This is a genomic window from Flavobacterium rarum (SeqCode), from assembly GCF_965234445.1.
GTDB classification, from domain to species: domain Bacteria; phylum Bacteroidota; class Bacteroidia; order Flavobacteriales; family Flavobacteriaceae; genus Flavobacterium; species Flavobacterium rarum.
This window is the reverse complement of record NZ_OZ248504.1, coordinates 138,785-165,296: the sequence shown is the minus strand read 5'-3', so window position 1 is coordinate 165,296 and position 26,512 is coordinate 138,785. Positions and strand designations below refer to the sequence as shown.

Here is a 26,512-nt window from a genome sequence, read left to right as displayed (position 1 = left end):
TATTTGTCAACAAATTTATTAATTAAAGAGTTTTATTTGATTAATTCATAAAAGAGGATTTTTGAATTTTTTAAGTAATGTTTAACAAACAAACAGATATTTAGGATGTTAGTACTTAATTTTTGATGAATTGTTAGTTTTTTGATTAAACACTTTAAAATCATTATAAATAACACAGTAAAACAGTGAAAATGGTTGTGATTCGTTCCTAATTTACTTAAATTTGTTCGACTTTTTAAAAAATAAAACATTTATATTATTATGGCAAAATCTGCAATATTGAAGTCGTCTATAGCTAAAAAAGTAGCTATGGCGCTTTCAGGACTTTTTTTGATTTCGTTTCTATCGCTGCACTTTTTTATTAATTTCATATCAGTTTTTAGTGCTGATACTTTTAATGCGATGTCACATTTTATGGGTTACAATCCGTTGATCCAGTTTGTAATGCAACCTGTTTTGGTCGCAGGTGTTATTTTTCACTTTGTAATGGGTTTCGTTTTGGAACTTAAAAACAGAAGTGCAAGACCGATTAAATATGCAAATTACAATGGAGCCGCAAATGCTTCGTGGGCTTCTAGAAATATGATTATTTCTGGATTGGTAGTTTTAGCATTTTTAGGATTGCATATGTATGATTTTTGGTTTCATGAAATGGTTTACAAGTATGTAGAGGTAAATCCAATTGAAGAAACAAGATATTTTGGTGAATTGGTTCACAAATTTGAGAACCCAGTTCGTACAGGATTATACTGTGTTGCGTTTGTATTATTGGCTTTGCACTTATGGCATGGTTTCAATTCTTCTTTTCAATCCGTAGGGTTTGACAATAAGTACGCCAAAGCGCTTCACAAATTAGGATATGCATTTGCAATTGTAGTTCCTTTTGGTTTTATTTTCATTGCATTATTTCATCATTTTAATCAAATTTAATATTCAATTATAATGGCATTAGATTCAAAAATTCCTAGTGGTCCAATTTCGGACAAATGGACAAATTATAAAGATCATATTAATTTAGTAAATCCAGCAAACAAACGTAATATTGATATTATTGTTGTTGGAACTGGACTTGCTGGAGGTTCTGCTGCAGCAACTTTGGCAGAATTAGGGTATAACGTAAAAACATTTTGTTTTCAAGATTCTCCACGTCGTGCACACTCCATTGCAGCACAAGGGGGGATTAATGCAGCAAAAAATTATCAAGGAGATGGAGATTCAACTTTCCGTTTGTTTTATGATACTATAAAAGGAGGAGATTACCGTTCTCGTGAAGCAAACGTTCACCGTTTGGCTGAAGTTTCGACAAATATAATTGACCAATGTGTGATGCAAGGAGTTCCTTTGGCACGTGAATATGGTGGATTGTTAGACAATCGTTCTTTTGGAGGAACTTTGGTAGCCAGAACATTCTATGCTAAAGGTCAAACTGGTCAACAATTGTTGCTAGGGGCTTATTCTGCAATGAACCGCCAAATTGGTCGTGGAAAAATAAAATCGCACACCCGTCACGAAATGCTAGATTTAGTATTGGTTGATGGTAAAGCAAGAGGAATTATTGCTCGTGATCTTGTAAGTGGAAAGATAGAAAGGCACTCAGCTCATGCTGTAGTAATTGCTTCTGGAGGATACGGAAATGTATTTTTCCTTTCTACTTATGCTATGGGAAGTAATGCTACTGCAGCATGGAAAATCCATAAAAAAGGCGCATTTTTTGCAAATCCTTGTTACACTCAAATTCACCCAACTTGTATACCAGTTTCTGGAGACCACCAGTCAAAATTAACATTGATGTCAGAGTCATTGCGTAATGATGGTCGTATTTGGGTTCCTGCAAAACTAGAAGATGCAAAAGCAATTCGTGAAGGAAAGAAAAAACCAGCTGATTTGTCCGAAGCAGAAAGAGATTATTACTTAGAAAGAAGATATCCATCTTTTGGAAATTTAGTTCCTCGTGATGTAGCTTCTCGTGCTGCCAAAGAAAGATGTGATGCCGGTTTTGGAGTAAACAAAACAGGTGAAGCAGTTTATTTGGATTTTGCTGCAGCCATTCAACGTTACGGAAAAGAACAAGCCTATGTAAAAGGTTTGGATGCGAACGATAAAGCGCTTATCATCAAATTGGGAGCAGCTGTTGTTGCAAACAAATACGGTAACTTATTCCAAATGTATGAGAAAATCGTAGACGAGGATCCTTATACAACTCCAATGATGATATACCCAGCGGTACACTATACTATGGGTGGAACTTGGGTTGATTATAACTTACAAACAACAATTCCTGGATGTTTCTCTATTGGGGAATCAAATTTCTCAGATCACGGAGCAAACAGATTAGGAGCTTCTGCTTTGATGCAAGGTTTGGCTGATGGATATTTTGTATTACCTTATACCATTGGAGATTATTTGGCTCCGGATATTAAAACAGGAACAATCTCTACAGATTTACCTGAATTTGTTGAAGCTGAGAAGAAAGTAAAAGATCAGATCGAAAAATTCATAAACAATAAAGGAACACATTCTGTTGATTATTTCCACAAGAAATTAGGAAAAATCATGTGGGACAAAGTAGGTATGGCTCGTAATGCTAAAGGATTGACTGAAGCTATCGAGGAAATTGCAGCTTTGCGTGAGGAGTTTTATAAAGATGTTAAAGTACCAGGAACTGCGGATAGTTTCAACCAAGAACTAGAGAAAGCAGGACGCGTTGCTGATTTCCTTGAACTAGGAGAATTGTTTGCTAAAGATGCATTACACCGTAATGAATCTTGTGGAGGACACTTCCGTGAAGAATACCAATCTGAAGAAGGTGAAGCACAACGTGATGATGAAAACTTTGCTTATGTTGCGGCATGGGAATACAAAGGAAAACCAAGCGATGCAGTTTTACACAAAGAACCATTGGTATTTGAAAACATTAAATTAGTAACTCGTAGTTATAAATAGTAGGTTGAATAAGTCTTAATACTTAATTCAAACTACTTAATACATTCTAAAAATGAAACTTACATTAAAAATATGGCGTCAAAAAAACGCCCAAGACAAAGGAAAAATTGTTGAGTACCCATTAGATGGAATTGAAGGAGACATGTCTTTTCTTGAAATGCTTGACGTTCTTAACGAAGGGTTAATTAACAAAGGAGATGAGCCAGTTTCTTTTGATCACGATTGTCGCGAAGGAATTTGTGGAACTTGTTCTTTGTTTATCAATGGAGAAGCGCACGGACCAGATAGGGGAATACCAACTTGTCAATTGCACATGAGAATGTTCAAGGATGGTGATGTAATCTTTATTGAACCATTTAGAGCCAAAGCATTTCCAGTTATAAAAGATTTAGTGGTGGACAGAAGTTCTTTTGACAGAATTCAACATGCAGGTGGATTTATATCTGTAAATACTTCTGGAAATCCAGTTGATGCAAACACTATTCCAATTCCTAAACATGATGCAGATAGAGCTTTTGATGCGGCTACTTGTATTGGTTGTGGAGCTTGTGTAGCTACTTGTAAAAACTCTTCGGCTATGTTATTCGTTGCTGCAAAAGTGTCTCAATTTGCACTTTTACCACAAGGTAAAGTAGAAGCTACAGATCGTGTATTAAATATGGTGGCTCAAATGGATGCTGAAGGTTTTGGTAACTGTACCAATACTGGTGCTTGTGAAGTAGAATGTCCAAAAGGAATTTCCCTAGAGACTATTGCTCGTATGAATAGAGAATATTTATCTGCAAGTTTGCAAGGATAATTTACAATACAATTTAGTTAACTAAAAGAAACGCATCCATTCATTTGGGTGCGTTTTTTAATGGATTAATATAAAGAGATTATTGTTGAATCCAGATTTCTAATGCGGTATCTGGATAAAAAGAAGTTTAAATATAATGTTCTAACTAAAAAACCATTTATATAATGAAAAAAATTATACTAATTATTGCTCTAATTTTAAGTGCAAAAAACTATGCTCAAGTAGCTATTAGTCCTTCTTATAGAGGAGCAGATGATGAGTTCAAAAAAGGGGATATAGAAGCATTTAAAAAGACAACCACTGTTTTTGTTCTTTCAAATGTCTATGAAAAAGCGGAATACGTGAAAATATTAACAGAGGCTTGGACAGTAACTCCTTTTTTAGTCGTTGATTTTAATACTTTTAATATTCTTGATTATGCAAATGGAAATTTTTCAATTGCCAAACTTTATGGTGATATCATAGTATCATCTAAAGGAACAGTATATACCCATAATAATTTAATACTAAGAAATATTAATCCAGAAAAATTTGAAAAAAACTTTATAAAACTTAAAAAGGGAGACAAACATTATTCAAGCAAATTAGAAAGCATTTTTATTGAAAATTCAACTGATTTAGCTAGAGTACCTCTTTGTTCGACTAATAGCTTTCTTATTGAAATGATGAAAAGTAGAGGTTCAGATGAAAAGACCTCTTCACTTTATGAAAAAATGTATACAGAGCAATGTTTTACAAATGCAAATCTTGGGATGTTGAAAAATTATTTTCAACAAATTAGCCTATCTCTAACCAAAGAAGAACATTATGGACTCTATGATGATTTTTCAAGGCCAGAAATAAAAGATCTTAAAGATAAAGTGCTCTATATTCCAGAAGTATATAAAATGGAATACAATCCATGGAAAATGACTGAAAAATTAAGAGAAGAAAAAGAGGTTAAAGAACTTTTAGAAGATTATGAATATAAATACGAATTTATTTCTGATGCTGATTTAGAGCAAAAGATTTTAAATAATGAAGCTATTTTTTATTTAAGATACGTTAGTATGAATGCTAATAAATATTTGCAAGTTGTAAATGGTAAAACTGGAGATCCCGTTTATTATTCTTATGGAGCCTTAACTTATAACTTAAAGGATAATGATTTTGATGAGATCAATAATGAGGCCAATAAGGCATTAAAAAAGGCAGAAAAAGGCAAATAAAATTTTTTTTTATGATTTTTAAAACGCATCTATTCATTTGGATGCGTTTTTTTGTTTCTATAAACGTTCCCAGATCTTTTTTTATCTTTTGCGTATCTTTGTTAAACAGTAAATTTTTCAATATGAAAATCGCACTCATTCAATCATCATTGTATTGGGAAAACCCAGAGAAAAACAGAATCGATTTCGAATTAAAAATCAATTCGATTGCAGAAAAAGTTGATTTAATAGTACTTCCCGAAATGTTTACTACTGGTTTTACTATGAAGCCCGACGTTGTTGCCGAAACCATGCAGGGAGAAACAGTAATCTGGCTTATTTCTTTAGCGAAAGCAAAAAATACCGCAATAATGGGGAGTTTAATTATTGAAGAAAACAAAAATTTCTATAACCGATTGCTATTCGTTTTCCCAACAGGGGATATTCAGTTCTACGACAAAAAACATTTGTTTACATTGGCTGGAGAAGATAAAATTTATACAGCAGGTACCAAAAAATTAATTATTGAATACAAAGGATGGAAAATTTGTCCACTGATTTGTTATGATTTGCGTTTCCCTGTTTTTTCTAGAAACGCAGATCATTATGACTTACTCGTTTATATCGCCAGTTGGCCCAAAACACGCATTAACGCTTGGGATGCGTTACTCAAAGCACGCGCTATTGAAAACATGTGTTACACTGTAGGGGTTAATAGAATTGGAGAAGATGACAACAATTTTCAATACAACGGTCATTCTCAAGTTGTAAATTTTATGGGAGATTACATAGTAGAACCTGTTGAGAATGATGGTGTTTTTATAGTCGAATTAAACAAAGCAGAACAGCTTTTGGCTAGAGAAAAATTTAATTTTTTAAGTGACCAAGATCCTTTTGTATTAAAATGAATTGGTTTTAGGTTTAGGCTTTGCAATTTTCTTTTTTGGTTCTGGCGTATACGGAATACTCAAATCAAAAATTTGATTAACATCCCAATTGACCCTCACATCAACTTCTTTGGATAAGTAGATAACTTCTTCCGCTTGCTTTTTTTCAAGATAACTACCAGTGTCCCATTCCTTGTTTTTGTTGTCGTCATAAATGGCGCGAAGGGTGTACAGAAAAGGTTCAAGAAGATTGAATTCAATTTCTGTTTTGCTCTCGGTATATTCACTAGCTTTAACAATTGTCCCTTTTTCATCGGTCAATTGAATGATAACGGGAAATCGGTTTACATTTTTCAGAGACACTATAAGATTCCCATAATCCGAACGGTTTCTTGTACTGGTCCTAAAAGATAAAGTGTCATTGGTTTTTTCAAAAAAATCGGTAACAGCGCCAGGCATCATTTTCAAATTGTATTTCTGTGCTTCTTCTATTTTAAAATCTACAAACAATTCTTGAGTGTACTCATTATAAGCTGTGGTAAAGTCAACTGCTACCGAATCTTTATCAATAAGTTTCATTTTTGATTTGTCAAATTTCACCAATGGAGTATTGGATTCCAATGTAAATCGGTCTCTAAAATTCAATACACCACTTTGCACGGCTTTAAGATTTACAGTGTCAATTTTTTGTTTTTTAATTTTAAAAGAAAAATCTTTTTTGTACTTGCCTTTTTCAAAATTTAGCGAAAGCGAATCTGCTTTCAAAGGATTAAACCAAACTTGCAATGAATCTTTTTTGTTTAGTTTCGTAATAAAGGTAGGGATGATTTGATCTTTGTTTTTCAAGGTGATTTTTGGCTTCTCTCCTTTGCTATTTTCCTTCCCTTCAAATCCTAATACCAATCTGTTACCTGAAGCTTGACTTGGTTTTAAAGCTTTAAATGGCAATTCTTCTTTGAATAATTCCAGTTCAAATACAGTGTCATTTGGAATGGAAACTATTTGTTTGTTAAATCCAATTCGGTCTGATTTTGGATCAAACTTGTTATTTTTATTATTGTCTTTCAATGCAATCAAAAAGTATTTTCCTGCTTTCAAATTTTCTAATCGAAACGTTTTTAAACTGTCCAATGTATTGGTAATGTATCGTGGATTCTCCTTGAAAATTGTAGAATCGTTGAATTTTTCATTGGCTTCATACAGCATAATCGAAACAAAAGAGGCAACTTCCTTATCATAAGCATCTTTTACTCTTCCGCCAAGTGCCAAAGAATCGATATAATCTCCGGTAGAAAAAACATATTTAAATTGGTTGTATGGATTTCCTTCGTTATTATCGGCAATACTTTGTCCAAAATTCAGACTATAAGTGGTGTTTGGGAGTAACGTATCTTTTAAAGTGATCGTTAGATTTTTTGTTGCAGTTGTCGGAATGATTAATGGTTCATTCTTCATCGGTGGCGAAATTATCAACTGCTTGTTTATGTCTTTAAGTTTTATATTTTCGTCAAAAACAAGTTTGATTTTGTTGCCCTGAAATTTCACAGAATAATTTTCTGGGTAACTGGATTTTAATGTCGGTGCAATGGTATCTTTCAAACCACCAGTTATAGAGCCTCTTTTGGCACAACTCATAAAAAAAAGCAACAGAAAAAAAGGAATATATTTAAAAATGTTTTGGAACATAATGAGCTAAAATTTGATTCTACAAAATAACAATTATATTTACTTTAATCGAAATGTTTTGCCAATTATTAGGAGCTATTTCCTGCTGTACACTATATCTTTTTATAAGGTGAAGAAAAATCACCTCATAAAAAGGATGCCGTTTCCATCAGGGCTAGTTGTTGCTAGCAAGGGAATCCCATTTTAAAAGAGCTTTTCTCATACTTATTCATTAAATTTGCACCCAAAATAGATCTACAATGAGCAATATTAGAATCACCAAACAATTTAGTTTCGAAACCGGTCACGCATTATACGGATATGACGGAAAATGCAAAAATGTTCACGGGCATAGTTATAAATTGTCCGTTACTGTTATCGGAACACCAATTACAGATCGAAACAATGTAAAGTTTGGAATGGTTATTGACTTTTCGGATTTGAAAAAAATCGTCAAAGAAGAGATTGTTGATCAGTTTGATCATGCAACTGTTTTTAACGAAACAACTCCACATATTGAATTGGCAAACGAATTGAAAAACCGTGGACACCATGTAATATTGGTAGATTATCAACCTACTAGTGAAAATATGGTAGTCGATTTTTCTCAAAGAATCATCAGCAGATTGCCTGAAGGCATTCAACTTTTTTCATTGAAATTGCAAGAAACCGAGTCGTCATTCGCCGAATGGTTTGCCAGCGACAACCAATAATTTATACCTAGTTCATGCAATTATCAAACAATAAAAAAATCTACTTCGCTTCCGATCAACATTTTGGAGCTCCAACTCCTGAATTAAGTTTTCCAAGAGAAAAAAAGTTTGTTGCTTGGCTCGATGAAGTAAAAGTAGATGCCGAAGCCATTTTTCTTTTAGGTGATTTATTTGATTTTTGGTTCGAATACAAAACAGTTGTTCCCAAAGGATTTGTTCGTGTTTTAGGTAAACTAGCCGAAATTCGCGACAGCGGAATCCCGATTTATTTCTTTGTAGGAAACCATGATTTATGGATGGCCGATTATTTTGAAACCGAGTTGAATATTCCTGTTTATCATGACAATCAAGAATATACTTTTGGAAATAAAACCTTTTTGATAGGTCATGGCGATGGTAAAGGGCCTGGCGATATGGGATACAAACGCATGAAAAAAGTGTTTACGAATCCGTTTTCCAAATGGCTTTTTAGATGGTTACATCCCGATATTGGAGTGAAATTGGCGCAATACCTTTCGGTGAAAAATAAATTAATTTCTGGTGATGAGGATGTGAAATTTTTGGGAGAAGAAAATGAATGGCTTATACTCTATGCCAAGCGAAAACTAGAAAGCAAACATTACAATTATTTTGTCTTTGGACACCGTCATCTGCCGATGATCAAGTCAGTAGGCGAGAATTCAGAATATGTTAATCTAGGCGATTGGATTAGTTATTTTACCTATGGCGTTTTTGATGGCGAAACATTTGAGGTGAAAAAGTTTGGATAAATTTTACTACTACTTGCTTTCGGTATCTTATAATTACAATCAAAATGGCAACTGGCAATCATAAATTAGACAATCCCGTTTGGTATTCAATATCCGAAACGCATAAAGATTTCGGAATAGATTTTGGAACTATAAAATTTTATCATCCCGATTACTGCCCTTTTGGTGGTTTTATAGCCATTGATACTATAGAGCAATCTATTTCAGCATATGCTAAACTTGCCAATACTTTTTTTATAATTGGACAAAAACCAACTGTTCCTAATAATCTAAAATTGAATACTGAATTAATCTGCTTGCAAATGATTATTCATGACAAAATTGAAGGAAAAATTGAAGAACAAATTATAAAATTGCAGGAGGAGCATATTGAGGATTTATTAGGATTGGTCAAAATTATTTATCCAGAATATTTTAAAAAGAAAACTGCTTCTTTAGGAAATTATTACGGAATTTACAAAAACAATCAGCTTGTTGCTGTTACCGGAGAACGCATGCAAATGGAGGATTACATTGAAGTAAGCGCGGTGATAACACATCCTGACCATACGGGGAAAGGATATGCGAAACAATTAGTCACTCATACGGTTAATACTATTTTTGAGCAAAATAAAACTCCCTTTTTACACGTGTCTGAATCAAATATTGGCGCGATAAAGCTCTATGAAAAATTAGGTTTTCAAACCCGAACAAAAATAAGTATTTGGAATATAGCCCAAAAATAGGATTTTGACATTTAGTCAATTATTATCGCCCTTACGCTTGATTTTCATGATCTTCTAAATCTTTAGTTAGATCTAGTTTTCTGAATTCTGGCGAAAGAAATCCAGTAAAGAGCACAATGATGAGTGTCATACTTCCACCAAATACTACTGCTGTTACTGTTCCCATTAATTTCGCGGTCAATCCGCTCTCAAAAGCGCCTAATTCATTCGAAGAGCCTACGAATATTGAATTTACAGAGGCAACTCTCCCTCGCATGTGATCGGGAGTTTTAAGCTGTAAAATAGTTTGGCGAATCACCATAGATATCCCATCGACTACGCCACTAAAAAATAATGCCAAAAGCGAAACCCAAAATGTTGTGGATAGTCCAAAAATAATGATGCAAACTCCAAACAAAAAGATGGCTGTCAAAAGTTTCATTCCCGCATTTTTGTTCACAGGTACATAAGCTGTAAAAAACATAGTCAAGATGGCGCCAATAGCTGGAGCAGCTCTCAAGAAACCAAATCCTTGTGGGCCTACTTTTAGAATGTCCAAGGCGAAAATGGGTAGTAATGCAACTGCTCCACCAAATAAAACGGCCGCCATATCCAGTGTCAAAGCACTTAAAATGGTTTTATTGTTGAATACAAATTTGACTCCTTCTTTCAAACTTTCCATTACAGGTTCGCCAATTTTTGGATTCAAAATAGGTTTCTTTTCTATTTGGGTTAATAGCAATAAAGCAAACACAGAAAACGCTAGTACTAAGCTCAAAGACCAATGAACTCCTATTAAATGAATGGAAAAACCCGCAACAGCAGGTCCTACGACTGAACCAACTTGCCAAACTGAACTGCTCCAAGTTGCAGCATTTGAATAGGCGCTTTTGGGAACAATCAATGCCAATAGGGAAAAAACGGTTGGGCCTATAAAAGAACGAACAATTCCGCCTAAGAATACTAAAAAGTAAATAATGTATAAGATTGTATTTGTAGAAATTCCATTTGCGATTTCGGGTAAAGTAATTAAAAACAATCCTAAACTTATAACCGAAAAACCCAGAATACACTTGAGTAAAAGCCCTTTTTTTTCATTTTGATCCACAAAGTGACCGGCAAACAAGGAGACTGCAATGGCTGGAATAATCTCCATTAAACCAATAATACCTAAGGACAAAGCACTTTTTGTGATTCTATAGACTTCCCATTCAATAATAATGAACTGCATGGACCAGGCAAAAACCATGGCAAAACGAATTAATAAAAAGGTGTTGAATTCCTTGAATCTGAGGGCTGCGTAAGGGTCGTTTTTTTTCATTTTAAATTATTGAATGTCTTTTAGTCGTAATTGAATGCTCACTTTGTCATTCCACTCATTTTCATCGATGCAATATACGGCTTCAAATTCTTTTTGATGGTCTGTTGTTTTCTTTTTATTTCCTAGTCCAAATCCTATAGCTGTAAGGCCTTCGGAATTGTTTTGCTTAACGAATAATTTTAAATGCTCCTCCTCAGAACCTAAAGTTTTAGCATAACCAGTATCTTTAACTTTTTTGGAAAGGAAAATTGGGGTCATGTTTAATGGCCCAAAAGGCTCGAACTGTTTTAATATACGAATTAACTTAGGCGTAATATTTTCAAAATTGATTTCGGCGTCAATGGTAATTTCTGGAGTTAATTGATCAGGCTGAATGGTTTCGTGTACTATTTTCTCAAATGCATTTTTAAAAATTTGGTAGTTTTCTTCCTTTAAAGTCATTCCTGCAGCATACATATGTCCTCCAAATTGCTCCAAATGTTCCGAGCAAGCTTCTAGAGCATTATACACATCAAATCCTTTTACAGAACGTGCCGAAGCGGCGTATTTGTCACCACTTTTTGTAAAAACGAGTGTCGGGCGGTAATAGGTTTCTATCAATCGAGAAGCCACTATTCCGATAACTCCTTTGTGCCAATCTTCTTGAAAAACTACTGAAGTATAGTTTTTTTCTTCTTGGTTTTCGATGATTTGCAAAAGTGCTTCTTTGGTAATTTGTTTGTCTAAATCTTTTCGATCCGAATTGTATTGTTCAATTTCGGAAGCAAATTGCTGTGCTTGTTCAAAATTAAATTCAGTCAATAGTTCAACAGCATGATTACCATGTTTTATTCGTCCCGCAGCATTGATTCGAGGCGCAATTATAAAAACAACGTCTGTGATGTCTAGTGTTTTCTTTTTTACTTGATGTACTAATGCTTTGATTCCAGGTCTCGGTTCAGCATTTATTACTTGCAAACCAAAGTAGGCCAAAACACGATTTTCACCTGTCATTGGGACAATATCTGCGGCAATGGCTGTTGCTACTAAGTCAAGGTATAATACAAGGTCTTCTATTGTTTGGTCGCGGTTTGTTCCTAAGGCTTGGATGAGTTTAAATCCTACACCACAACCGCATAATTCATCATAAGGATAATGACAATCTTCTCTTTTTGGATCCAAGACAGCAACTGCTTCTGGTAAAGATGGGCCTGGTCTGTGGTGATCACAAATGATGAAATCAATGTTTCGTTCTTTTGCGTAAGCGACATGGTCGATTGATTTTATACCACAATCCAAAGCAATTATGAGTGAAAAACCGTTATCATCGGCAAAGTCAATTCCTTTATACGAGATACCATATCCCTCAGCATACCGATCTGGAATATAGGTAGCAACGTTTGGGTAAAACGTTCTTAAGTAGGAAGAAACTAGAGATACTGCGGTGGTTCCATCGACATCATAATCGCCAAAAACGAGTATGTTTTCTTGATTTACTATCGCTTTTTCAATGCGTTCGACGGCTTTGTCCATATCTTTCATCAAGAAAGGATTGTGTAAATCATCTAAGCTGGGTCTAAAAAAGTGTCTGGCTTGCTCAAATGTTTCTATGCCTCTTTGTATTAATAATGTAGCAACAAATTCTTCTACATTCAAAGCTTGAGCTAAATGCTTTATTTTTTCTTCATTAGGTTTTGGCTTTAATGTCCAACGCATTTTTGTTGAGTGGTTTTTATAGATTAAGAATAGCAATTAAAGTCTTGTACAAGCGATAATCTTTGGAATACGAATTTAAAATTTTTAAATTAAAAACAGCATTAAAAAAGGTTTTTAATTTGTTTGTAAAGATGATTTAAAACAAAATAAAATTTGTAAATTTGATACATATAAGCGTAGTTATAGTAAATTTTAAAATATAATGGAACAAAAAAGCTACTACAAAAACTGGTATGCATTAACAGATAATGCTATTGTGGAGACCCTTTGCAAAAGTATAAAACAAATGCGTTTGAACAAAAACATTTCGCAGGAGGAACTTTCAGAGAAATCGGGTGTCAATAGAATTACCATAAGCAGGATGGAAACAGGGAAAGCTATCAATTTAATGACTTTGATTCAGTTGCTGCGTGCTTTAGAAAAATTAGAATTATTAAATTACTTGAATGAAGAACCCGAAGTAAGCCCGATAATGGTTATGGAAGCTCAGAGAAAGCTTCGTAAAAAAGCTTCGCCTACTTCTAGAAATTCGGATCCTAACCCATATTAATTATGATTGCAATTGCCGATGTGAAAATTTGGAATCATAAAGTTGGGGTTGTTCTTTGGGATCAACAAAAGAATTATGGTGTTTTTGAATACGACAAACAATTTTTTAAATTAGGGCTTGATCTATCTCCTATAATGATGCCTATTGCGGATGCTCAAAGAGGTAGAAAAGTTTTTTCGTTTCCGTTATTAAACCCTGATACTTTTAAAGGACTGCCGGGATTATTGGCGGATAGTTTGCCGGATAAATTTGGTAATCAAATCATTGATGCCTGGCTGGTACAACAAGGTAAAAGCAGTAGTGATTTTACTCCTGTGGACCGACTCTGTTATATCGGAAAACGAGGAATGGGTGCTTTGGAGTTTGAACCTGCTAGCAACGCTGCCGTTGAAAAATCGAATCCTATTGAAATTCAGGAATTGGTAAAATTTGCCAAGGAAGTTTTGGATGCACGTAGTGATTTTCATTCCAATATGGATTCCGAAAAAGGGTTTTCGGATATTTTGCAAGTGGGTAGTTCTGCGGGAGGGGCAAGAGCCAAAGCCATTATTGCGTACAATAAAACTTCGGGTGAAGTACGTTCGGGACAAGTTGATGGACTGGATGGTTTTGATTATTGGCTGATTAAGTTTGATGGTGTTACCAATCATCAATTGGGAGATCCCAAAGGGTACGGAAATATTGAATATGCTTATTATTTGATGGCTATTGATGCTGGAATCGTTATGTCTGAAAGTAAATTAATGTCAGAGAACGGTCGTTCGCATTTTATGACCAAGCGGTTTGATAGGCAAAACAATCAAAAAATTCACATGCAAACGCTGTGCGGGATTGCTCATTTTGACTACAATCAACCACGGGCTTATTCTTATGAGCAGGCTTTTCAGGTAATGCGTCAAATGCGTTTGCCTTATTCGGATATGGAAGAATTGTACAGGCGCATGGTTTTTAATGTAATGTCCAGAAATCAAGACGACCATACCAAGAATATTTCTTTTTTGATGTTTCCGAATGGGGATTGGCAATTGTCTCCAGCCTATGATGTGACTTATGCTTACAACCCAGACAATTTTTGGTTAAAAGCACATCAAATGAGTGTGAATGGAAAAAGAGAAAATATTTTATTGGAGGATTTATTGGCAGTTGCCAAAAACATAAACCTTAAAAAACCAAGACCAATAATTGAGTTGTGTAACGAAGTGCTTTCGAATTGGAAAGATTATGCTTTTAAGGCAGGAATAGACCAAACACAAGTAGAGCAAATTGGCAAACAAATTATCAATTATAAAATGTAGCGTTTATGTTTCATTATATTTATAAATAAAGAATAATGAAACATAAATGCTACAATAAAAATGTTTTATTTTTGAACTAATGCTACTCCTTCAAATTGAATTCCGTCCCAACCTGTTTTTATAAAATTACGAATATTTTGATGATTGGTTCCATTGGGATCTCCTAAAACTTCTTCAAAATAATAGGCTCCAAAAGAAGCTAATGTTTCTGTAGCAGATAGTTCTTGCAAAAGTGCAAAAGCAAATAATTTACAAGAACCTGAGTTTTCTCCAGCAGCATTGTGTTGTTCGCCATTTTGAAAAGCAGTTGGTGTAAACGTGTAGTTTTCTTCAATTGTTGCAATAGTTTCTGTAAATGAGACAGATTCGGGTGCTTGTTTTAATTTTTCTAAAAATGTTGATATAGACATGTTGACGAATTTATGTTAAAATTGAGAGGCGATAGTTTGAGCAGCGTTTACTGCTCCATCCATATAGCCTGGATTTTGTGTGGCTGTTTCTGAACCTGAAATGTATAATTTATTTTCAAAGAATTTATTTTTATACATTGCATGCCCATTGTTTTGATGCCCCATTATTAATTGATCATAAGGAAGAAAGGTAAGAGTGTCTTCTCGCCAAACTTTCTCATAGTAGGCAGTGTAATTTTTCGCTTCCACACCAAAAAAGGCAATGAGTTGCTGAATTACTTTATCTTTTCTTTCTTCTAGTGTAAGGGTATTTGTTCCTCCATTCAAAAAACCTTTTAAGGCAAATTTGGTATGATCTGCACTACTGTGATCGTACATTTCTTGAATGATACTGGCTTGGCTGTATAAGGTACCCGAAAAATTATTTTCTTTCCAAAAGGCAGTTGGGTATTCTACTGCAAATTTAATGGATTCTCCCATCCAAGTGTGTGTTTTCTTGGCCAATTGCAATAAGGAATCAGGTAAATAGGGTTCAAATACTATAGTTTTTACTAGCAAATGAGGGGGTAAAGTAGATATCACTTTATCGGCCAAATAGGTTTCGCCTTTTTCAGTTGTAATTTCGATTTGGTTATTTTCCAATTTTAAAGCAATCACTTTTGAGTTGTTTTTTAGATTATCCAAACCAATTTTAGCAATCAAAGTGTTTATTAGTTTCGCAGTCCCACCTTCTAATCGAAAGGAAGCCGCTTCTGCCTCTGGAATTTCAAATTTTTGAGGAGGCACAAAAGACATTGTTTCAAATAGTGAAATGCCACTAGTATGTTGTTTAAAATAAGATAACTGGAGTTCGTCTAATAAAGCCAAAAGGGAAGGATGTTGTTGACTGAACCACGTAGCTCCCATTTCTATAGTTACACCAGATTCTCCTGAAATAGTCTCAATTCGCCCACCAATTCTTGAATTTGCTTCTAATAATTGACATTGAATTCCTTTTTTTTGAAGTAAATAAGCAATGGTCAGACCAGTTAGTCCAGCACCAAGAATATAAATTTTAGGTTGAGGCATGATTTATTCGTCTTTCGAAAATTTACTTTTCTTGGCTTCTTTTACAATTGGTTTTCCAGCTACTACGACTACAATTTCACCACGAGGCGCAATTTTTTCAAAGTGAGTAAGGACTTCACGAGTAGTCCCTCTTACGTTTTCTTCGTGTAGTTTTGACAATTCTCTACACACACAAATAGTACGTTCTTCTCCAAAATAGGTAATAAATTCGGCTAAAGTTTTGACTAACTTATGTGGGGAAACATACAAGATCATAGTGCGAGTTTCTTCTGCAAGTTCGAGATAACGGGTTTGTCTTCCTTTTTTTTCGGGTAGGAAACCTTCAAAAATAAACTTGTCATTGGGCAATCCGCTATTGACAAGAGCAGGGACAAAAGCCGTTGCGCCTGGTAAACACTCTACGGTTATTCCATTTTCGATACAAGCGCGAGTCAGTAAAAAACCTGGATCTGAAATGGCTGGTGTTCCTGCATCTGAGATTAAGGCGATTGTTTCTCCAGCTTTCATTCTAGAAACTAAATTTTCGATTGTTTTGTGCTCGTTGTGCATGTGATGGCTATACATATGCGTGCCAATCTCAAAATGCTTGAGCAATTTTCCACTTGTTCTAGTGTCTTCAGCTAGTATTAAATCTACTTCTTTTAAAATCCGAATGGCACGAAAAGTCATGTCTTCGAGGTTGCCAATAGGTGTAGGGACGATATATAATTTTGACATTTTTGTTGCTTAAAGAAAGAGATAATAATATAAATCAATAATGGATGTATTTCTTAAAAAGACAGAAATTTTTTCTCAATGATTTCCATAAAACGATGTTCATAATCTTCTTTTCCATCCCAATTATTATAATCCGGCTTTACCATTTCGTCAATGAAACTTTTGGTGTCTTGAAAATTATCATAAGTAATTAATTGGTTCAATACACGATTATAATCTTCATTATTTCCGCCAAAAAGATGTTTTACAAAAGCTATTCGGTCGTTCAAACCAATGGTAATTCCTTTGGTTAGTTTGTCATTTAGAGTGATGGTTTTGGGTTCTTCTTTCTCTAATTGTTGAGTGTTTAAAGCAGTTTCTTTTTGAAAATCAAAAGGCAAAGTAGATTCGATTGTATTGATTTCTGAATTTTTCGCTAAAGGAGTTGCCTTTACAAAATGAGGTTCGGTATAATTGCCTCCCAAAAGATCTTCAAAAGAAATTTGAACTGCTTCCGATTTCTTAGGTGTTACTTCTTGTTTTACTGCTTCAATTTCTTCAAAAATTGGATCAGTTTTGATCTCTTCCTTTGCTTCTTCTTCAATTTCAATAATATTTTTCAATTCAACCGTCTCGACAGCTTTAATTAAATCATCTTCAATTGGTTCAGATGTTTCATTCTTATTGATTTCTGACTCTTTTTCAGCTTCAATCTCTTCAATTGTTGTATTTACTGGTTCAATCTCTTTGTAGCTAATTGATTCGTTTTCAATGCTAGTTTCTTTAATAGCATCAGGAACAAGATCTAAAGCTACTTCAGTATTTTTAGTTTTTATTTGCAATTCAGGGACTTTGATAGTTTCAAAAAACTCCTTCATTTTCTCTACCACTTCTGCTTGCCCAATAGTTGGTTTAGGGTCTCCAAAATGTTCTTCGACAAATCGTAAAACAGCTAGTTTTTCATATAATTTCTGCGTTTCTAAAAATAGTTGATTGATATCAGATTTGTTTTTTAGCTGTAATATTCTATGTGCAATGCTGATTAAATCGGCTTCCAATTTTTTTTTCATAACTTTTGAAATTATTAGGAGTAAGGCTTTTTTTAAAATTTGGTTATTCGAGTCTTGTGTAAAGACAATAATTTACTTTATTTTTATTTATCGAAATAAATCTTCGTAAATCTTCGTTTTGATAAAAATTATCTACTTTTGAAACGAGGTAAAAATTGATTTTTATCCAATCGATTTATTACCGTTACAAAGTAATAAAAACTATTCATTTTTTAAGGTAGAAAAATACAAAATGTTTCTCGAAAATACAGTAAATCATAAAGAACAATTTGGGTGGATTGAAGTCATTTGTGGCTCTATGTTTTCGGGTAAAACTGAAGAACTCATTCGAAGATTAAAACGGGCTCAATTTGCCAAGCAAAAGGTAGAAATTTTCAAGCCTGCAATTGATACGCGTTATCATGAGGAAATGGTGGTTTCTCACGACAGTAATGAAATTCGTTCAACACCCGTTCCAGCTGCAGCCAATATCGCTATTTTAGCCCAAGGATGTGATGTGGTTGGGATTGATGAAGCACAGTTTTTTGATGATGAAATTGTCACTATTTGTAATGACCTTGCCAATCAAGGAATTCGAGTGATTGTTGCTGGTCTCGATATGGATTTCAAGGGAAATCCTTTTGGCCCGATGCCTGCACTTATGGCAACTGCCGAATATGTAACAAAGGTTCATGCGGTATGCACAAGGACGGGAAATCTAGCGAATTATAGTTTTCGTAAAACGGCAAATGATAAGCTCGTAATGTTAGGAGAAACCGAAGAATACGAGCCGTTGAGCCGTGCTGCTTATTATCATGCTATGCGGAAAGATGAAGAGAAATAGTGTTTGGCAATAACTAAATAACATAGACTACAATTGAATTTAAATAGCACAAATATTGCAAGTATTCTACGTTCAAAATGGAATGGTAATTCTGTTGAAACTACAATTGAAAACATTTCCATTGACAGCCGTTCTTTGCAAAATGGTCCGCAAACACTTTTTTTTGCTCTAGTTGGCCCTAATAATGACGCTCATTTATATATAAAAGATTTAATTTTAAAAGGTGTTCATAATTTTGTTGTTACTCACATTCCTGATGGACTTGATGGCAAAGCTAATTTTCTGATTGTAGAAAATACATTAAATGCTCTGCAGCAAATAGCTTCGAACTATCGAAGTCTTTTTTCTTTTCCTATAATAGGGATTACGGGAAGTAATGGAAAAACAATTGTAAAAGAATGGCTCAATTTTCTTTTAAGTCCTGAATTTAATATTATTCGAAGTCCTAAAAGTTATAATTCTCAAGTGGGAGTTCCATTGTCCATATTAGGAATAAATGAACAACATAATCTTGGCATTTTTGAAGCTGGAATTTCTACAGTTTTGGAAATGGAGAAATTAGAAAAAATTATTAAGCCCACGATTGGAGTCTTAACTAATATGGGTTCTGCCCATGATGAGGGGTTTAAAAACCTAGAAGAAAAAATCAAGGAAAAAATGCTGCTTTTTAACCAGTCGGAGGTAGTGATTTATAAAAAAAGTAGTAATGTAGAGCAAATTATTAACTCTAAAACGAAAGCAATTTCTTGGTCTTTTGCAGATGCTGAGGCGACTCTTTTTATATCCAAAAAAAGACTTACACACGATAATACATTTATTGAATATAATTACAAAGGGAATGTTTCGACTTTAAAAATCCCTTTTCTTGACGATGCTTCAATAGAAAATACAATTTCTTGTTTATTGGTTTTATTGTATTTAAAGTATGATTTTAAAATTATTCAGGAACGAATTGACTTGTTGTATCCAGTTGAAATGCGACTGAAAGTAAAAAACGGAATCAATAATTGCAGTATCATTGATGACAGTTACAGCTCAGACTTTCAATCTTTAAAAATTGCATTGGATTTTCTGGAAAGCCAAAAACAACATCCTAAAAAAACAGTAATTCTTTCGGATATTTTTCAAAGTGGTTTGACCAATCAAGATTTATATTCTAAAGTATCAGAGCTGATTATTTCTAATAACATAAGTAGTGTTGTTGGAATCGGAGAAACGATTTCTGCACTTAAATCAAAATTGCCGAACGCTATTTTTTTTAAAGACGCCAAGGAATTTATTTTGCATTTGGACCAAATGAATTTGAGGAATGAAACCATTTTGATAAAAGGCGCAAGATCTTTTCAATTTGAAGAAATTGTTGCTGCATTGGCCGAGAAAACACATGAAACAGTATTGGAAATCAACCTCAATGCGATAAGTCATAATTATAATTTTTTTAAATCTAAACTTAAACCAACGGTCAAAATGATGGCCATGGTTAAGGCTTTTGGATATGGAAATGGTGGTTTTGAAATTGCCAAATTATTGGAACATCACAAAGTAGATTATTTGGGTGTTGCGTTCGCCGATGAAGGAATTTCATTGAAAACGGCAGGAATCAAATTGCCAATTATGGTTTTGAATCCCGAAAACACTAGTTTTTCGGCCATAATTCAGCACCAATTGGAGCCTGAAATTTATAGTCTAAAAGGATTAAACTCCTTCTTGAAAATAGCAGAGCAAAAGAAATTAAAGGATTTTCCAATACATATAAAGTTGGATACAGGAATGCATCGTTTGGGTTTCGAAGCCAATACTATAGATGAATTGATAGCCACTTTGAAAGGCAATCCAACCGTAATGGTAAAGAGTATTCTATCTCATTTGGCAACAAGTGATGATTTGCATCATAAAGATTTTGCAGTATATCAAATTAATTTATTCCAAAAATTATCGTCTCAATTGATAAGGGAATTGCAAATTAGTCCCATTCGTCATATTTTGAACACTTCTGGAATTAGTAATTTTCCGCAAGCACAATTTGACATGGTTCGATTGGGGATTGGACTTTATGGTGTTTCCAATGATCCAGAAGAACAAAATTATCTTGAAAACGTAGGTACTTTAAAATCTATTATTTCCCAAATTCGAACGATACAATCGGGTGAAAGTGTGGGTTACGGAAGACGATTTATAGCCAATCGAGAATCACAAATTGCGACAATCCCCATTGGTTATGCCGATGGAATTGCTAGAAGTTGGGGAAATGGAGTTGGTTTTGTAACGATAAAAAATAAAATGGCGCCTATTCTTGGAAGTGTTTGTATGGATATGTTAATGGTTGATGTCACGGAGATTGAATGCAAAGAAGGAGATGCCGTAGTGATATTTGGAGAAAGCCCGACAGTTGCCTACATGGCAGAACAATTGAAAACCATTCCGTATGAAATTCTAACTAGTATTTCGCAGCGGGTAAAACGTGTTTTTTATAGAGAATAATGACAACAAGTTTCCAAAAAATAAGTATATTCGTTATTCAATATTTTTGTAAATCTAATTAAAACCAATGTATTATGGGATTTGTAAGTGATTTTAAAGCCTTTTTGATGAAAGGTGAAATAGTAAATTTGGCAACAGCCGTAATTGTTGGGGGAGCTTTTGGAAAAATTGTCACCTCTTTTACCAATGATGTTTTGATGCCGCCAATTGGACTTTTATTGGGAAAAGTAGATTTTAAAAATCTTAAAGTTGTTCTTCAAGACGGAGTTCCAGCCGTTTTGGAAAATGGAACAGAAAAAGTTCCTGCAATAGCAGAAATTGCAATAAACTATGGTGCTTTTATTCAAACGGTGTTTGATTTCGTTATTATAGGTTTTTGTATCTTTATGGTATTAAAAGCGTACGAAAGATCCAAAAAACAAGAAGTTGTAGTTGAAGCTCCACCCGCTGGACCAACTCAGGAAGAATTGCTTACACAAATTAGAGATTTACTGAGAAAATAGACACTAAAATACTGAGATTCTGAGTTAAATAAAAAATGGTATTATTTCAAATCTCAGCAACTTAGCGTCTCAGAATCTAAGGAACTATTTCAAACCCGCTTTACACTATATATTCTAACCAAACCACTCTATAAAAGGGTGGTTTTTCTATTTTGTTTGATTTGCAACAATTTGTTAAATTTTGTTAAGCCCCTTGTTATCTTTTGAATATTACTTACTTTTGTATTTCAAAAAAAAATATTCACCCGAGCCGGAAAAGCGAACGGACGAAGTAATTATAAAATAGACATACGATGAGAATAGCAGTTGTAGGAGCTACCGGAATGGTTGGCGAAATAATGTTGAAAGTATTGGCAGAAAGAAATTTTCCTGTAACCGAATTAATTCCTGTTGCTTCTGAGAAATCAATTGGAAAAGAGATTGAATTTCAAGGAAAAAAATACAAAGTTGTTGGTATGCAAACAGCCGTAGATATGAAAGCAGATATAGCTTTATTCTCAGCTGGAGGAGGAACATCATTAGAATGGGCTCCAAAATTTGCTGCTGCAGGAACAACTGTTATTGATAATTCATCAGCTTGGAGAATGGATCCTACCAAAAAATTAGTGGTTCCAGAAATCAACGCTAGTGAATTGACAGCTGCAGATAAAATTATTGCTAATCCAAATTGTTCTACGATTCAAATGGTATTGGCTTTGGCTCCATTGCATAAAAAATACAACATAAAACGTGTGATTGTTTCGACTTACCAATCCATTACAGGAACTGGTGTAAAAGCGGTTCAACAATTTGAAAATGAAGTTGCCGGAATCGAAGGGGAGATGGTTTACAAATACAAAATCAACAGAAACTGTATTCCTCAATGTGATAGTTTTGAAGACAACGGATACACCAAAGAAGAGATGAAATTGGTTAACGAAACTAAAAAAATCTTAAGCGATGATTCTATCAAAGTAACGGCAACGGCTGTTCGTGTGCCAGTTGTTGGTGGACATAGCGAAGCTGTAAATATTGAATTCAGCAATGATTTTGATGTAAACGAAGTAAGAAACATTTTGCACCATACAGATGGTATCGTGGTTCAAGACAATTTAGATACTTTCACGTATCCAATGCCTCGTTATGCTGAAGGGAAAAATGAAGTTTTCGTAGGTAGAATTCGTCGTGACGAAAGCCAAGACAATACTTTGAATATGTGGATTGTTGCCGATAACTTGAGAAAAGGAGCAGCAACAAATACGATTCAAATTGCAGAATATTTAATCGCCGCAAAATTGGTTTAATCCATTTTTTGATATTAAATAAGAAAACTACAACTTTAATCGGTTGTAGTTTTTTTGTTTTGTTACCTTTGCCGTGATGAAAAGAAAACAGCTTCTACTTAATCTTTCTTTGGTTGTTGCAGTATTGTTCTCAATAGTGTTTCAATCGGTGGATAGTATTGGGCATTTACATGAAAAATTTTCTCAAAAAACTTGTCATCACACTTATAATTCAAGTTCTGAATTTACCCATCAGCATCACAGTTTTGACCATTGTTATGTTTGTGAATTTGGGTTCAGCAGTTTTGTAACTTCAGCCAATTATTCCCCAGCATTCTTTTCAGGAAATTGGAAAATCCCTTATTTATTCGCAAACACAAAAAACATATTATCGTTTTCGGGCAGTTTGTATTCCCATCTTGGACCTCCGAGTTGTATTTAAATAACTTTTGTTTCCGAGTTATTTCGTTTTAATTAAAATCACTAAGCCAACAATTTCAGTTATAATTGAATTTGTAGGTACCATTATTTATTATAAAACAATTTCGAATTAAGTTTTTTGACAAAGCACTTAAATTTGAAATAATACAGCTATCAAATGAAAAAATACTTATATACTCTATTTATAGGGTTTACCTCTTTTATACAAGCACAAAACACATTGTCTGGTAAAATCACAGATTCCAATAATAACCCCTTGGAAGGTGTCGCAGTCGATGCACCCGAACTGCATAAATCTACTATTACAGATGCAAACGGAACATATACTTTGACAGGACTTCCAAATGGAGATTTAACACTTGTGTTTTCATCCGTAGGATTTGCAACCCATTACAAAAAGATTCAAAAAGTTCAAAATACTCAGACATTAAATATAATTTTGGATGCTTTGGCTTTTCAAATGGATGAGGTTATCGTATCTACGCCATTTACAAAACTACAATCTCAAAACGTGATGAAAGTAGATCGAGAAAGTGTAAAATCGATGCAAGAAAAAGGAACTGCTACCTTAATTGAGGGATTGGCGACCATACCTGGAGTTTCTCAAATTTCGACTGGAACTTCAATTGGTAAACCTGTAATTCGAGGATTAAGCGGCAACCGAGTTTTGGTTTATACACAAGGAGTTCGATTGGAAAACCAACAATTTGGAGGCGAACACGGCCTCGGATTAAATGATGCAGGTGTTGAAAGTGTTGAGGTTATAAAAGGTCCAGCATCTTTGCTATATGGTTCAGATGCACTTGGAGGTGTATTGTTTTTTAATCCCGAAAAATTTGCTTTAGCCAATACTTTTCAAGGTGATTTTGGACAACGATTATTCTCAAATACACTTGGGAGCAATACTACTTTGGGCTTGAAAACATCTACCGATAATTGGAAATATTTAATCCGTGGCGCTTACAATACCCAATCCGATTACAAAATTCCAGATGGAGATCGCGTGACCAATACCCGTTTTCAAGAAATGGATTTCAAAGCAGGTATTGGGTACAGCAATGCTAAGTTTTCGAGTGTTTTGAGGTACAATTATAATAATTTAGATATTGGAATTCCAGAAGATGGGGTAGAGTACCAAACGACATCAAAGAAAACAACTTTCCCAAAACAAGGAGTTTACAATAATTTGTTTTCGTTGAATAACACTTTGTTTTTTAACGATTCAAAGTTGGATGTGAATTTGGGATATATCAAAAATGACCGTTCTGAATTTGAAGATAGTGATGTAGCAGTTTTGCACATGATTTTAAATACTTTTGATTATAATGTAAAATATTATTTGCCCACTATTGGTAAAGTAGAAACTATTGTTGGTGTCCAAGGAATGTCTCAAGAAAACAAAAACTTGGCGGAAGAATTTTTGATTCCAAATGCAAAAACAAATGACTTTGGTGTTTTTGCAACGGGTATTTATGATTGGGGAGTAAACTCTTTGCAAGCGGGTTTTCGTTTTGATTATCGTCATTTAATCTCTGAAGAAAACGGAATTGCAGGAGAAGAAGGTTATTTTGAAGCTTTGGATAAATCTTACAACAGTTTCAATGCATCTTTGGGATACAAAACAAACTTTGCTGAGGCTTTGACTTTCCGATTAAATACAGCTACAGGTTTCAAAGCACCAACTTTGGCCGAGTTATCTTCCAATGGAGTTCACGAAGGAACTTTTCGATATGAAGTAGGAAATCCAGACTTAAATACAGAGCAAAATTTACAAACCGATTTGGATTTGGAATATAAGAGTACTCATTTTGAGTTTAGTGTGAGCGGATTTTATAATCATATTAACGATTATATTTATTCTTCTCCAACGGGTGCAGAGATTGATGGATTCAAAGTGTATGATTACATTCAAAACAACGCCAATTTGTATGGAGGAGAAATTGCGCTCCACATACATCCGCACCCTTTGGATTGGTTGCATTTTGAAACCAGTTTTGAAACCGTAACGGGAAAACTGCAAAACGGTGGTTACTTACCTCAAATTCCGGCTAACAACTGGGACAATACTTTAAAATTTGATTTTTCAAAAAACAAATGGCTTCAAGATGGTTTTGCTACGTTAAACGTATCAAGTACTTTCAGTCAGAATAAAGTTAGTGGATTTGATATACCTTCAGATGATTATACCTTACTCAATATGGGTTTTGGAGGAAAAGTAATGTTTGGTAAAACCGCTTTTGATGTAAACCTGAACGGAAATAATTTATTAAACAAAACCTACATTCCACATCTTTCTCGCTTAGCCAGTGACGGAATACCAAATATAGGGATCAATTTTGTTTTGGGAGTTGCGTTTAAATTCTAGATAATATTGTCCTTATTTGATATATAAAGGATGTTTTTTGACACAGATTTCACAAATAATACAGATTTATTTTTCGTCTAATAAAAATCTGTGTAATTTGTGAAATCTGTGTCTTGTTTTTTAATAGTCAATCTTACCAATATGCCTCATTATCCGAACAATTTTTGTTTTCCTATTGTTGATGTATGAGGAAGAGCTGGTTGCTTTGTATTTTCTTGGATTGGGTAAAATTGCTGCGATTCCTGCGGCTTGAGTCATTGTTAGACTCGAAGCATCTTTGCGATACCAATGTTCTGTTGCGGCATAAGCTCCATAAACGCCATCACCCATTTCAATGCTGTTGAGGTAAACTTCCATAATGCGTTCTTTACCCCAAATAAGTTCTATCAAAACCGTGAAATAAGCTTCCAATCCTTTTCGAAGGTAACTTCGGCCTTGCCATAAGAAAACATTTTTTGCAGTTTGTTGCGATATGGTGCTTCCGCCTTTTATTTTCCGGCCTCTCTCGTTACTTTTGTAGGCTTTTTGCATAGCAATAAAATCAAAACCATTATGAGTCAGGAAAGTTCCGTCTTCACTGGCAATCACCGCTTTTTGCAAATTCATTGAAATTTTATTAATTGGTTCCCAATTATGGCTAAAATAAATTTCTTTCCCAGCCGCTTTATTTTCAAAATAACGCATCACCATTAACGGTGTAAACGGTACGGGTACAAATTTAAATAACACCACAAAAGCAATCGAAATTCCAAAAAACCACAACAATGCTTTCAGTAAAAACCATTTTATTTTGGTCATAAAACTGCCAGTATTTTTTTTAACGGGCTTTTTTGTTGTTTTTTTTGGTGTTATTTTGGTTGCCAT

General features: G+C 34.2%; 24 protein-coding genes. 16 read left to right on the top strand and 8 right to left on the bottom strand.

The genetic code is table 11. The features are described 5' to 3' along the window. Positions 1-261: 261 nt before the first annotated feature. The 5 genes from AC8GF4_RS15765 (at position 262) to AC8GF4_RS15745 (ending at position 5,837) form a co-directional block, all read left to right on the top strand. Positions 262-930 carry a succinate dehydrogenase cytochrome b subunit gene (locus tag AC8GF4_RS15765; protein WP_506595954.1) on the top strand — a complete coding sequence of 223 codons (669 nt, stop codon included), beginning with the start codon at positions 262-264 and terminating at the stop codon, positions 928-930. Positions 931-942: 12 nt separating this feature from the next. Beyond that, complete coding sequence (locus AC8GF4_RS15760; RefSeq protein WP_506595952.1) at positions 943-2,943, top strand: fumarate reductase/succinate dehydrogenase flavoprotein subunit; 2,001 nt, start codon at positions 943-945, stop codon at positions 2,941-2,943. 52 nt (positions 2,944-2,995) lie between these two features. After that, positions 2,996-3,742, top strand: a complete 747-nt coding sequence (locus AC8GF4_RS15755; RefSeq protein WP_506595951.1) for a succinate dehydrogenase/fumarate reductase iron-sulfur subunit — start codon at positions 2,996-2,998, stop codon at positions 3,740-3,742. A gap of 164 nt (positions 3,743-3,906) precedes the next feature. Continuing rightward, positions 3,907-4,950 carry a hypothetical protein gene (locus tag AC8GF4_RS15750; RefSeq protein ID WP_506595949.1) on the top strand — a complete coding sequence of 348 codons (1,044 nt, stop codon included), beginning with the start codon at positions 3,907-3,909 and terminating at the stop codon, positions 4,948-4,950. A 122-nt stretch (positions 4,951-5,072) separates the two neighbouring features. Beyond that, entirely contained in the window at positions 5,073-5,837 is a 765-nt protein-coding gene (locus AC8GF4_RS15745; RefSeq protein WP_506595948.1) for an amidohydrolase, read from the top strand. Here AC8GF4_RS15745 and AC8GF4_RS15740 read toward each other — a convergent pair. After that, complete coding sequence (locus AC8GF4_RS15740) at positions 5,829-7,502, bottom strand: Ig-like domain-containing domain (RefSeq protein ID WP_506595946.1); 1,674 nt, start codon at positions 7,500-7,502, stop codon at positions 5,829-5,831. The two genes, AC8GF4_RS15745 and AC8GF4_RS15740, sit on opposite strands and share 9 nt — an antisense overlap. Positions 7,503-7,741: 239 nt before the next feature. Here AC8GF4_RS15740 and AC8GF4_RS15735 point away from each other — a divergent pair, with 239 nt between their 5' ends. Genes AC8GF4_RS15735 through AC8GF4_RS15725 form a run of 3 tightly spaced genes read left to right on the top strand, consistent with a single transcriptional unit; the run spans position 7,742 to position 9,689 of the window. Beyond that, entirely contained in the window at positions 7,742-8,194 is a 453-nt protein-coding gene (locus tag AC8GF4_RS15735) for a 6-pyruvoyl trahydropterin synthase family protein (protein ID WP_506595945.1), read from the top strand. A gap of 14 nt (positions 8,195-8,208) precedes the next feature. Then, entirely contained in the window at positions 8,209-8,964 is a 756-nt protein-coding gene (locus AC8GF4_RS15730) for a UDP-2,3-diacylglucosamine diphosphatase (protein ID WP_506595944.1), read from the top strand. A 44-nt stretch (positions 8,965-9,008) separates the two neighbouring features. Further along, a complete protein-coding gene (locus tag AC8GF4_RS15725) occupies positions 9,009-9,689 on the top strand; it encodes a GNAT family N-acetyltransferase (protein ID WP_506595942.1) in 681 nt (226 codons plus the stop codon). Positions 9,690-9,720: 31 nt separating this feature from the next. Here AC8GF4_RS15725 and AC8GF4_RS15720 read toward each other — a convergent pair whose 3' ends face one another. Both AC8GF4_RS15720 and recJ read right to left on the bottom strand, forming a co-directional pair. After that, on the bottom strand, positions 9,721-10,989 hold the full coding sequence (locus AC8GF4_RS15720) for an MFS transporter (protein WP_506595940.1): 1,269 nt from the start codon (positions 10,987-10,989) through the stop codon (positions 9,721-9,723). A gap of 6 nt (positions 10,990-10,995) precedes the next feature. After that, entirely contained in the window at positions 10,996-12,684 is a 1,689-nt protein-coding gene (gene recJ, locus AC8GF4_RS15715; RefSeq protein ID WP_506595939.1) for a single-stranded-DNA-specific exonuclease RecJ, read from the bottom strand. A gap of 202 nt (positions 12,685-12,886) precedes the next feature. On the opposite strand from recJ, the gene AC8GF4_RS15710 reads away from it, so the two are divergent. Both AC8GF4_RS15710 and AC8GF4_RS15705 read left to right on the top strand, forming a co-directional pair. Beyond that, the gene (locus AC8GF4_RS15710) at positions 12,887-13,234 is read left to right on the top strand and encodes a helix-turn-helix domain-containing protein (protein ID WP_506595937.1); all 348 of its coding nucleotides are present in this window, start codon (positions 12,887-12,889) and stop codon (positions 13,232-13,234) included. 2 nt (positions 13,235-13,236) lie between these two features. Next, positions 13,237-14,529 carry a type II toxin-antitoxin system HipA family toxin gene (locus tag AC8GF4_RS15705; RefSeq protein ID WP_506595935.1) on the top strand — a complete coding sequence of 431 codons (1,293 nt, stop codon included), beginning with the start codon at positions 13,237-13,239 and terminating at the stop codon, positions 14,527-14,529. A 65-nt stretch (positions 14,530-14,594) separates the two neighbouring features. Here the strand turns inward: AC8GF4_RS15705 and AC8GF4_RS15700 are convergent, their stop codons facing one another. From AC8GF4_RS15700 to AC8GF4_RS15685, 4 genes are read right to left on the bottom strand one after another with little or no spacing between them, the layout of a single operon-like run. Beyond that, positions 14,595-14,939 (bottom strand): HopJ type III effector protein, encoded by a 345-nt coding sequence (locus AC8GF4_RS15700; protein ID WP_506595933.1) that lies wholly within the window; start codon positions 14,937-14,939, stop codon positions 14,595-14,597. Positions 14,940-14,954: 15 nt separating this feature from the next. After that, positions 14,955-16,007: a flavin monoamine oxidase family protein gene (locus tag AC8GF4_RS15695; RefSeq protein ID WP_506595932.1), complete on the bottom strand. Its 1,053-nt coding sequence runs from the start codon at positions 16,005-16,007 to the stop codon at positions 14,955-14,957. A gap of 3 nt (positions 16,008-16,010) precedes the next feature. Then, on the bottom strand, positions 16,011-16,724 hold the full coding sequence (gene rsmI, locus AC8GF4_RS15690; protein WP_506595930.1) for a 16S rRNA (cytidine(1402)-2'-O)-methyltransferase: 714 nt from the start codon (positions 16,722-16,724) through the stop codon (positions 16,011-16,013). Positions 16,725-16,777: 53 nt separating this feature from the next. Then, entirely contained in the window at positions 16,778-17,773 is a 996-nt protein-coding gene (locus AC8GF4_RS15685) for a DUF8457 domain-containing protein (protein ID WP_506595928.1), read from the bottom strand. A 232-nt stretch (positions 17,774-18,005) separates the two neighbouring features. Here AC8GF4_RS15685 and AC8GF4_RS15680 point away from each other — a divergent pair, with 232 nt between their 5' ends. The 6 genes from AC8GF4_RS15680 (at position 18,006) to AC8GF4_RS15655 (ending at position 25,648) form a co-directional block, all read left to right on the top strand. Further along, complete coding sequence (locus AC8GF4_RS15680; RefSeq protein WP_506595926.1) at positions 18,006-18,596, top strand: thymidine kinase; 591 nt, start codon at positions 18,006-18,008, stop codon at positions 18,594-18,596. Positions 18,597-18,629: 33 nt separating this feature from the next. After that, positions 18,630-21,077 (top strand): bifunctional UDP-N-acetylmuramoyl-tripeptide:D-alanyl-D-alanine ligase/alanine racemase, encoded by a 2,448-nt coding sequence (locus tag AC8GF4_RS15675; RefSeq protein ID WP_506595924.1) that lies wholly within the window; start codon positions 18,630-18,632, stop codon positions 21,075-21,077. Between the two features lie 74 nt (positions 21,078-21,151). After that, the gene (gene mscL, locus AC8GF4_RS15670; RefSeq protein WP_506595922.1) at positions 21,152-21,580 is read left to right on the top strand and encodes a large-conductance mechanosensitive channel protein MscL; all 429 of its coding nucleotides are present in this window, start codon (positions 21,152-21,154) and stop codon (positions 21,578-21,580) included. Between the two features lie 293 nt (positions 21,581-21,873). Further along, on the top strand, positions 21,874-22,863 hold the full coding sequence (locus AC8GF4_RS15665) for an aspartate-semialdehyde dehydrogenase (protein WP_506595921.1): 990 nt from the start codon (positions 21,874-21,876) through the stop codon (positions 22,861-22,863). A 76-nt stretch (positions 22,864-22,939) separates the two neighbouring features. Further along, positions 22,940-23,284 (top strand): hypothetical protein, encoded by a 345-nt coding sequence (locus tag AC8GF4_RS15660; protein ID WP_506595919.1) that lies wholly within the window; start codon positions 22,940-22,942, stop codon positions 23,282-23,284. Between the two features lie 156 nt (positions 23,285-23,440). Further along, positions 23,441-25,648: a TonB-dependent receptor gene (locus AC8GF4_RS15655; protein WP_506595917.1), complete on the top strand. Its 2,208-nt coding sequence runs from the start codon at positions 23,441-23,443 to the stop codon at positions 25,646-25,648. A 120-nt stretch (positions 25,649-25,768) separates the two neighbouring features. On the opposite strand, the gene mtgA is transcribed toward AC8GF4_RS15655, so the two are convergent. Beyond that, positions 25,769-26,512, bottom strand: coding sequence for a monofunctional biosynthetic peptidoglycan transglycosylase (gene mtgA / locus AC8GF4_RS15650; protein ID WP_506595916.1), 744 nt, complete (start codon positions 26,510-26,512; stop codon positions 25,769-25,771).

What these genes read in the sequence shown, in the direction of transcription:
- AC8GF4_RS15725 (WP_506595942.1), top strand. Translation starts at nt 9,009, where the DNA reads ATGGCAACTGGCAATCATAAATTAGACAATCCCGTTTGGTATTCAATA.
- AC8GF4_RS15735 (WP_506595945.1), top strand. Translation starts at nt 7,742, where the DNA reads ATGAGCAATATTAGAATCACCAAACAATTTAGTTTCGAAACCGGTCAC.
- AC8GF4_RS15720 (WP_506595940.1), bottom strand. Translation starts at nt 10,989, where the DNA reads ATGAAAAAAAACGACCCTTACGCAGCCCTCAGATTCAAGGAATTCAAC.
- mtgA (WP_506595916.1), bottom strand. Translation starts at nt 26,512, where the DNA reads ATGGCAACCAAAATAACACCAAAAAAAACAACAAAAAAGCCCGTTAAA.
- AC8GF4_RS15755 (WP_506595951.1), top strand. Translation starts at nt 2,996, where the DNA reads ATGAAACTTACATTAAAAATATGGCGTCAAAAAAACGCCCAAGACAAA.
- AC8GF4_RS15660 (WP_506595919.1), top strand. Translation starts at nt 22,940, where the DNA reads ATGAAAAGAAAACAGCTTCTACTTAATCTTTCTTTGGTTGTTGCAGTA.
- AC8GF4_RS15750 (WP_506595949.1), top strand. Translation starts at nt 3,907, where the DNA reads ATGAAAAAAATTATACTAATTATTGCTCTAATTTTAAGTGCAAAAAAC.
- AC8GF4_RS15730 (WP_506595944.1), top strand. Translation starts at nt 8,209, where the DNA reads ATGCAATTATCAAACAATAAAAAAATCTACTTCGCTTCCGATCAACAT.
- mscL (WP_506595922.1), top strand. Translation starts at nt 21,152, where the DNA reads ATGGGATTTGTAAGTGATTTTAAAGCCTTTTTGATGAAAGGTGAAATA.
- rsmI (WP_506595930.1), bottom strand. Translation starts at nt 16,724, where the DNA reads ATGTCAAAATTATATATCGTCCCTACACCTATTGGCAACCTCGAAGAC.
- AC8GF4_RS15685 (WP_506595928.1), bottom strand. Translation starts at nt 17,773, where the DNA reads ATGAAAAAAAAATTGGAAGCCGATTTAATCAGCATTGCACATAGAATA.
- AC8GF4_RS15700 (WP_506595933.1), bottom strand. Translation starts at nt 14,939, where the DNA reads ATGTCTATATCAACATTTTTAGAAAAATTAAAACAAGCACCCGAATCT.
- AC8GF4_RS15760 (WP_506595952.1), top strand. Translation starts at nt 943, where the DNA reads ATGGCATTAGATTCAAAAATTCCTAGTGGTCCAATTTCGGACAAATGG.
- AC8GF4_RS15655 (WP_506595917.1), top strand. Translation starts at nt 23,441, where the DNA reads ATGAAAAAATACTTATATACTCTATTTATAGGGTTTACCTCTTTTATA.
- recJ (WP_506595939.1), bottom strand. Translation starts at nt 12,684, where the DNA reads ATGCGTTGGACATTAAAGCCAAAACCTAATGAAGAAAAAATAAAGCAT.
- AC8GF4_RS15680 (WP_506595926.1), top strand. Translation starts at nt 18,006, where the DNA reads ATGTTTCTCGAAAATACAGTAAATCATAAAGAACAATTTGGGTGGATT.
- AC8GF4_RS15765 (WP_506595954.1), top strand. Translation starts at nt 262, where the DNA reads ATGGCAAAATCTGCAATATTGAAGTCGTCTATAGCTAAAAAAGTAGCT.
- AC8GF4_RS15745 (WP_506595948.1), top strand. Translation starts at nt 5,073, where the DNA reads ATGAAAATCGCACTCATTCAATCATCATTGTATTGGGAAAACCCAGAG.
- AC8GF4_RS15710 (WP_506595937.1), top strand. Translation starts at nt 12,887, where the DNA reads ATGGAACAAAAAAGCTACTACAAAAACTGGTATGCATTAACAGATAAT.
- AC8GF4_RS15705 (WP_506595935.1), top strand. Translation starts at nt 13,237, where the DNA reads ATGATTGCAATTGCCGATGTGAAAATTTGGAATCATAAAGTTGGGGTT.
- AC8GF4_RS15695 (WP_506595932.1), bottom strand. Translation starts at nt 16,007, where the DNA reads ATGCCTCAACCTAAAATTTATATTCTTGGTGCTGGACTAACTGGTCTG.
- AC8GF4_RS15740 (WP_506595946.1), bottom strand. Translation starts at nt 7,502, where the DNA reads ATGTTCCAAAACATTTTTAAATATATTCCTTTTTTTCTGTTGCTTTTT.
- AC8GF4_RS15665 (WP_506595921.1), top strand. Translation starts at nt 21,874, where the DNA reads ATGAGAATAGCAGTTGTAGGAGCTACCGGAATGGTTGGCGAAATAATG.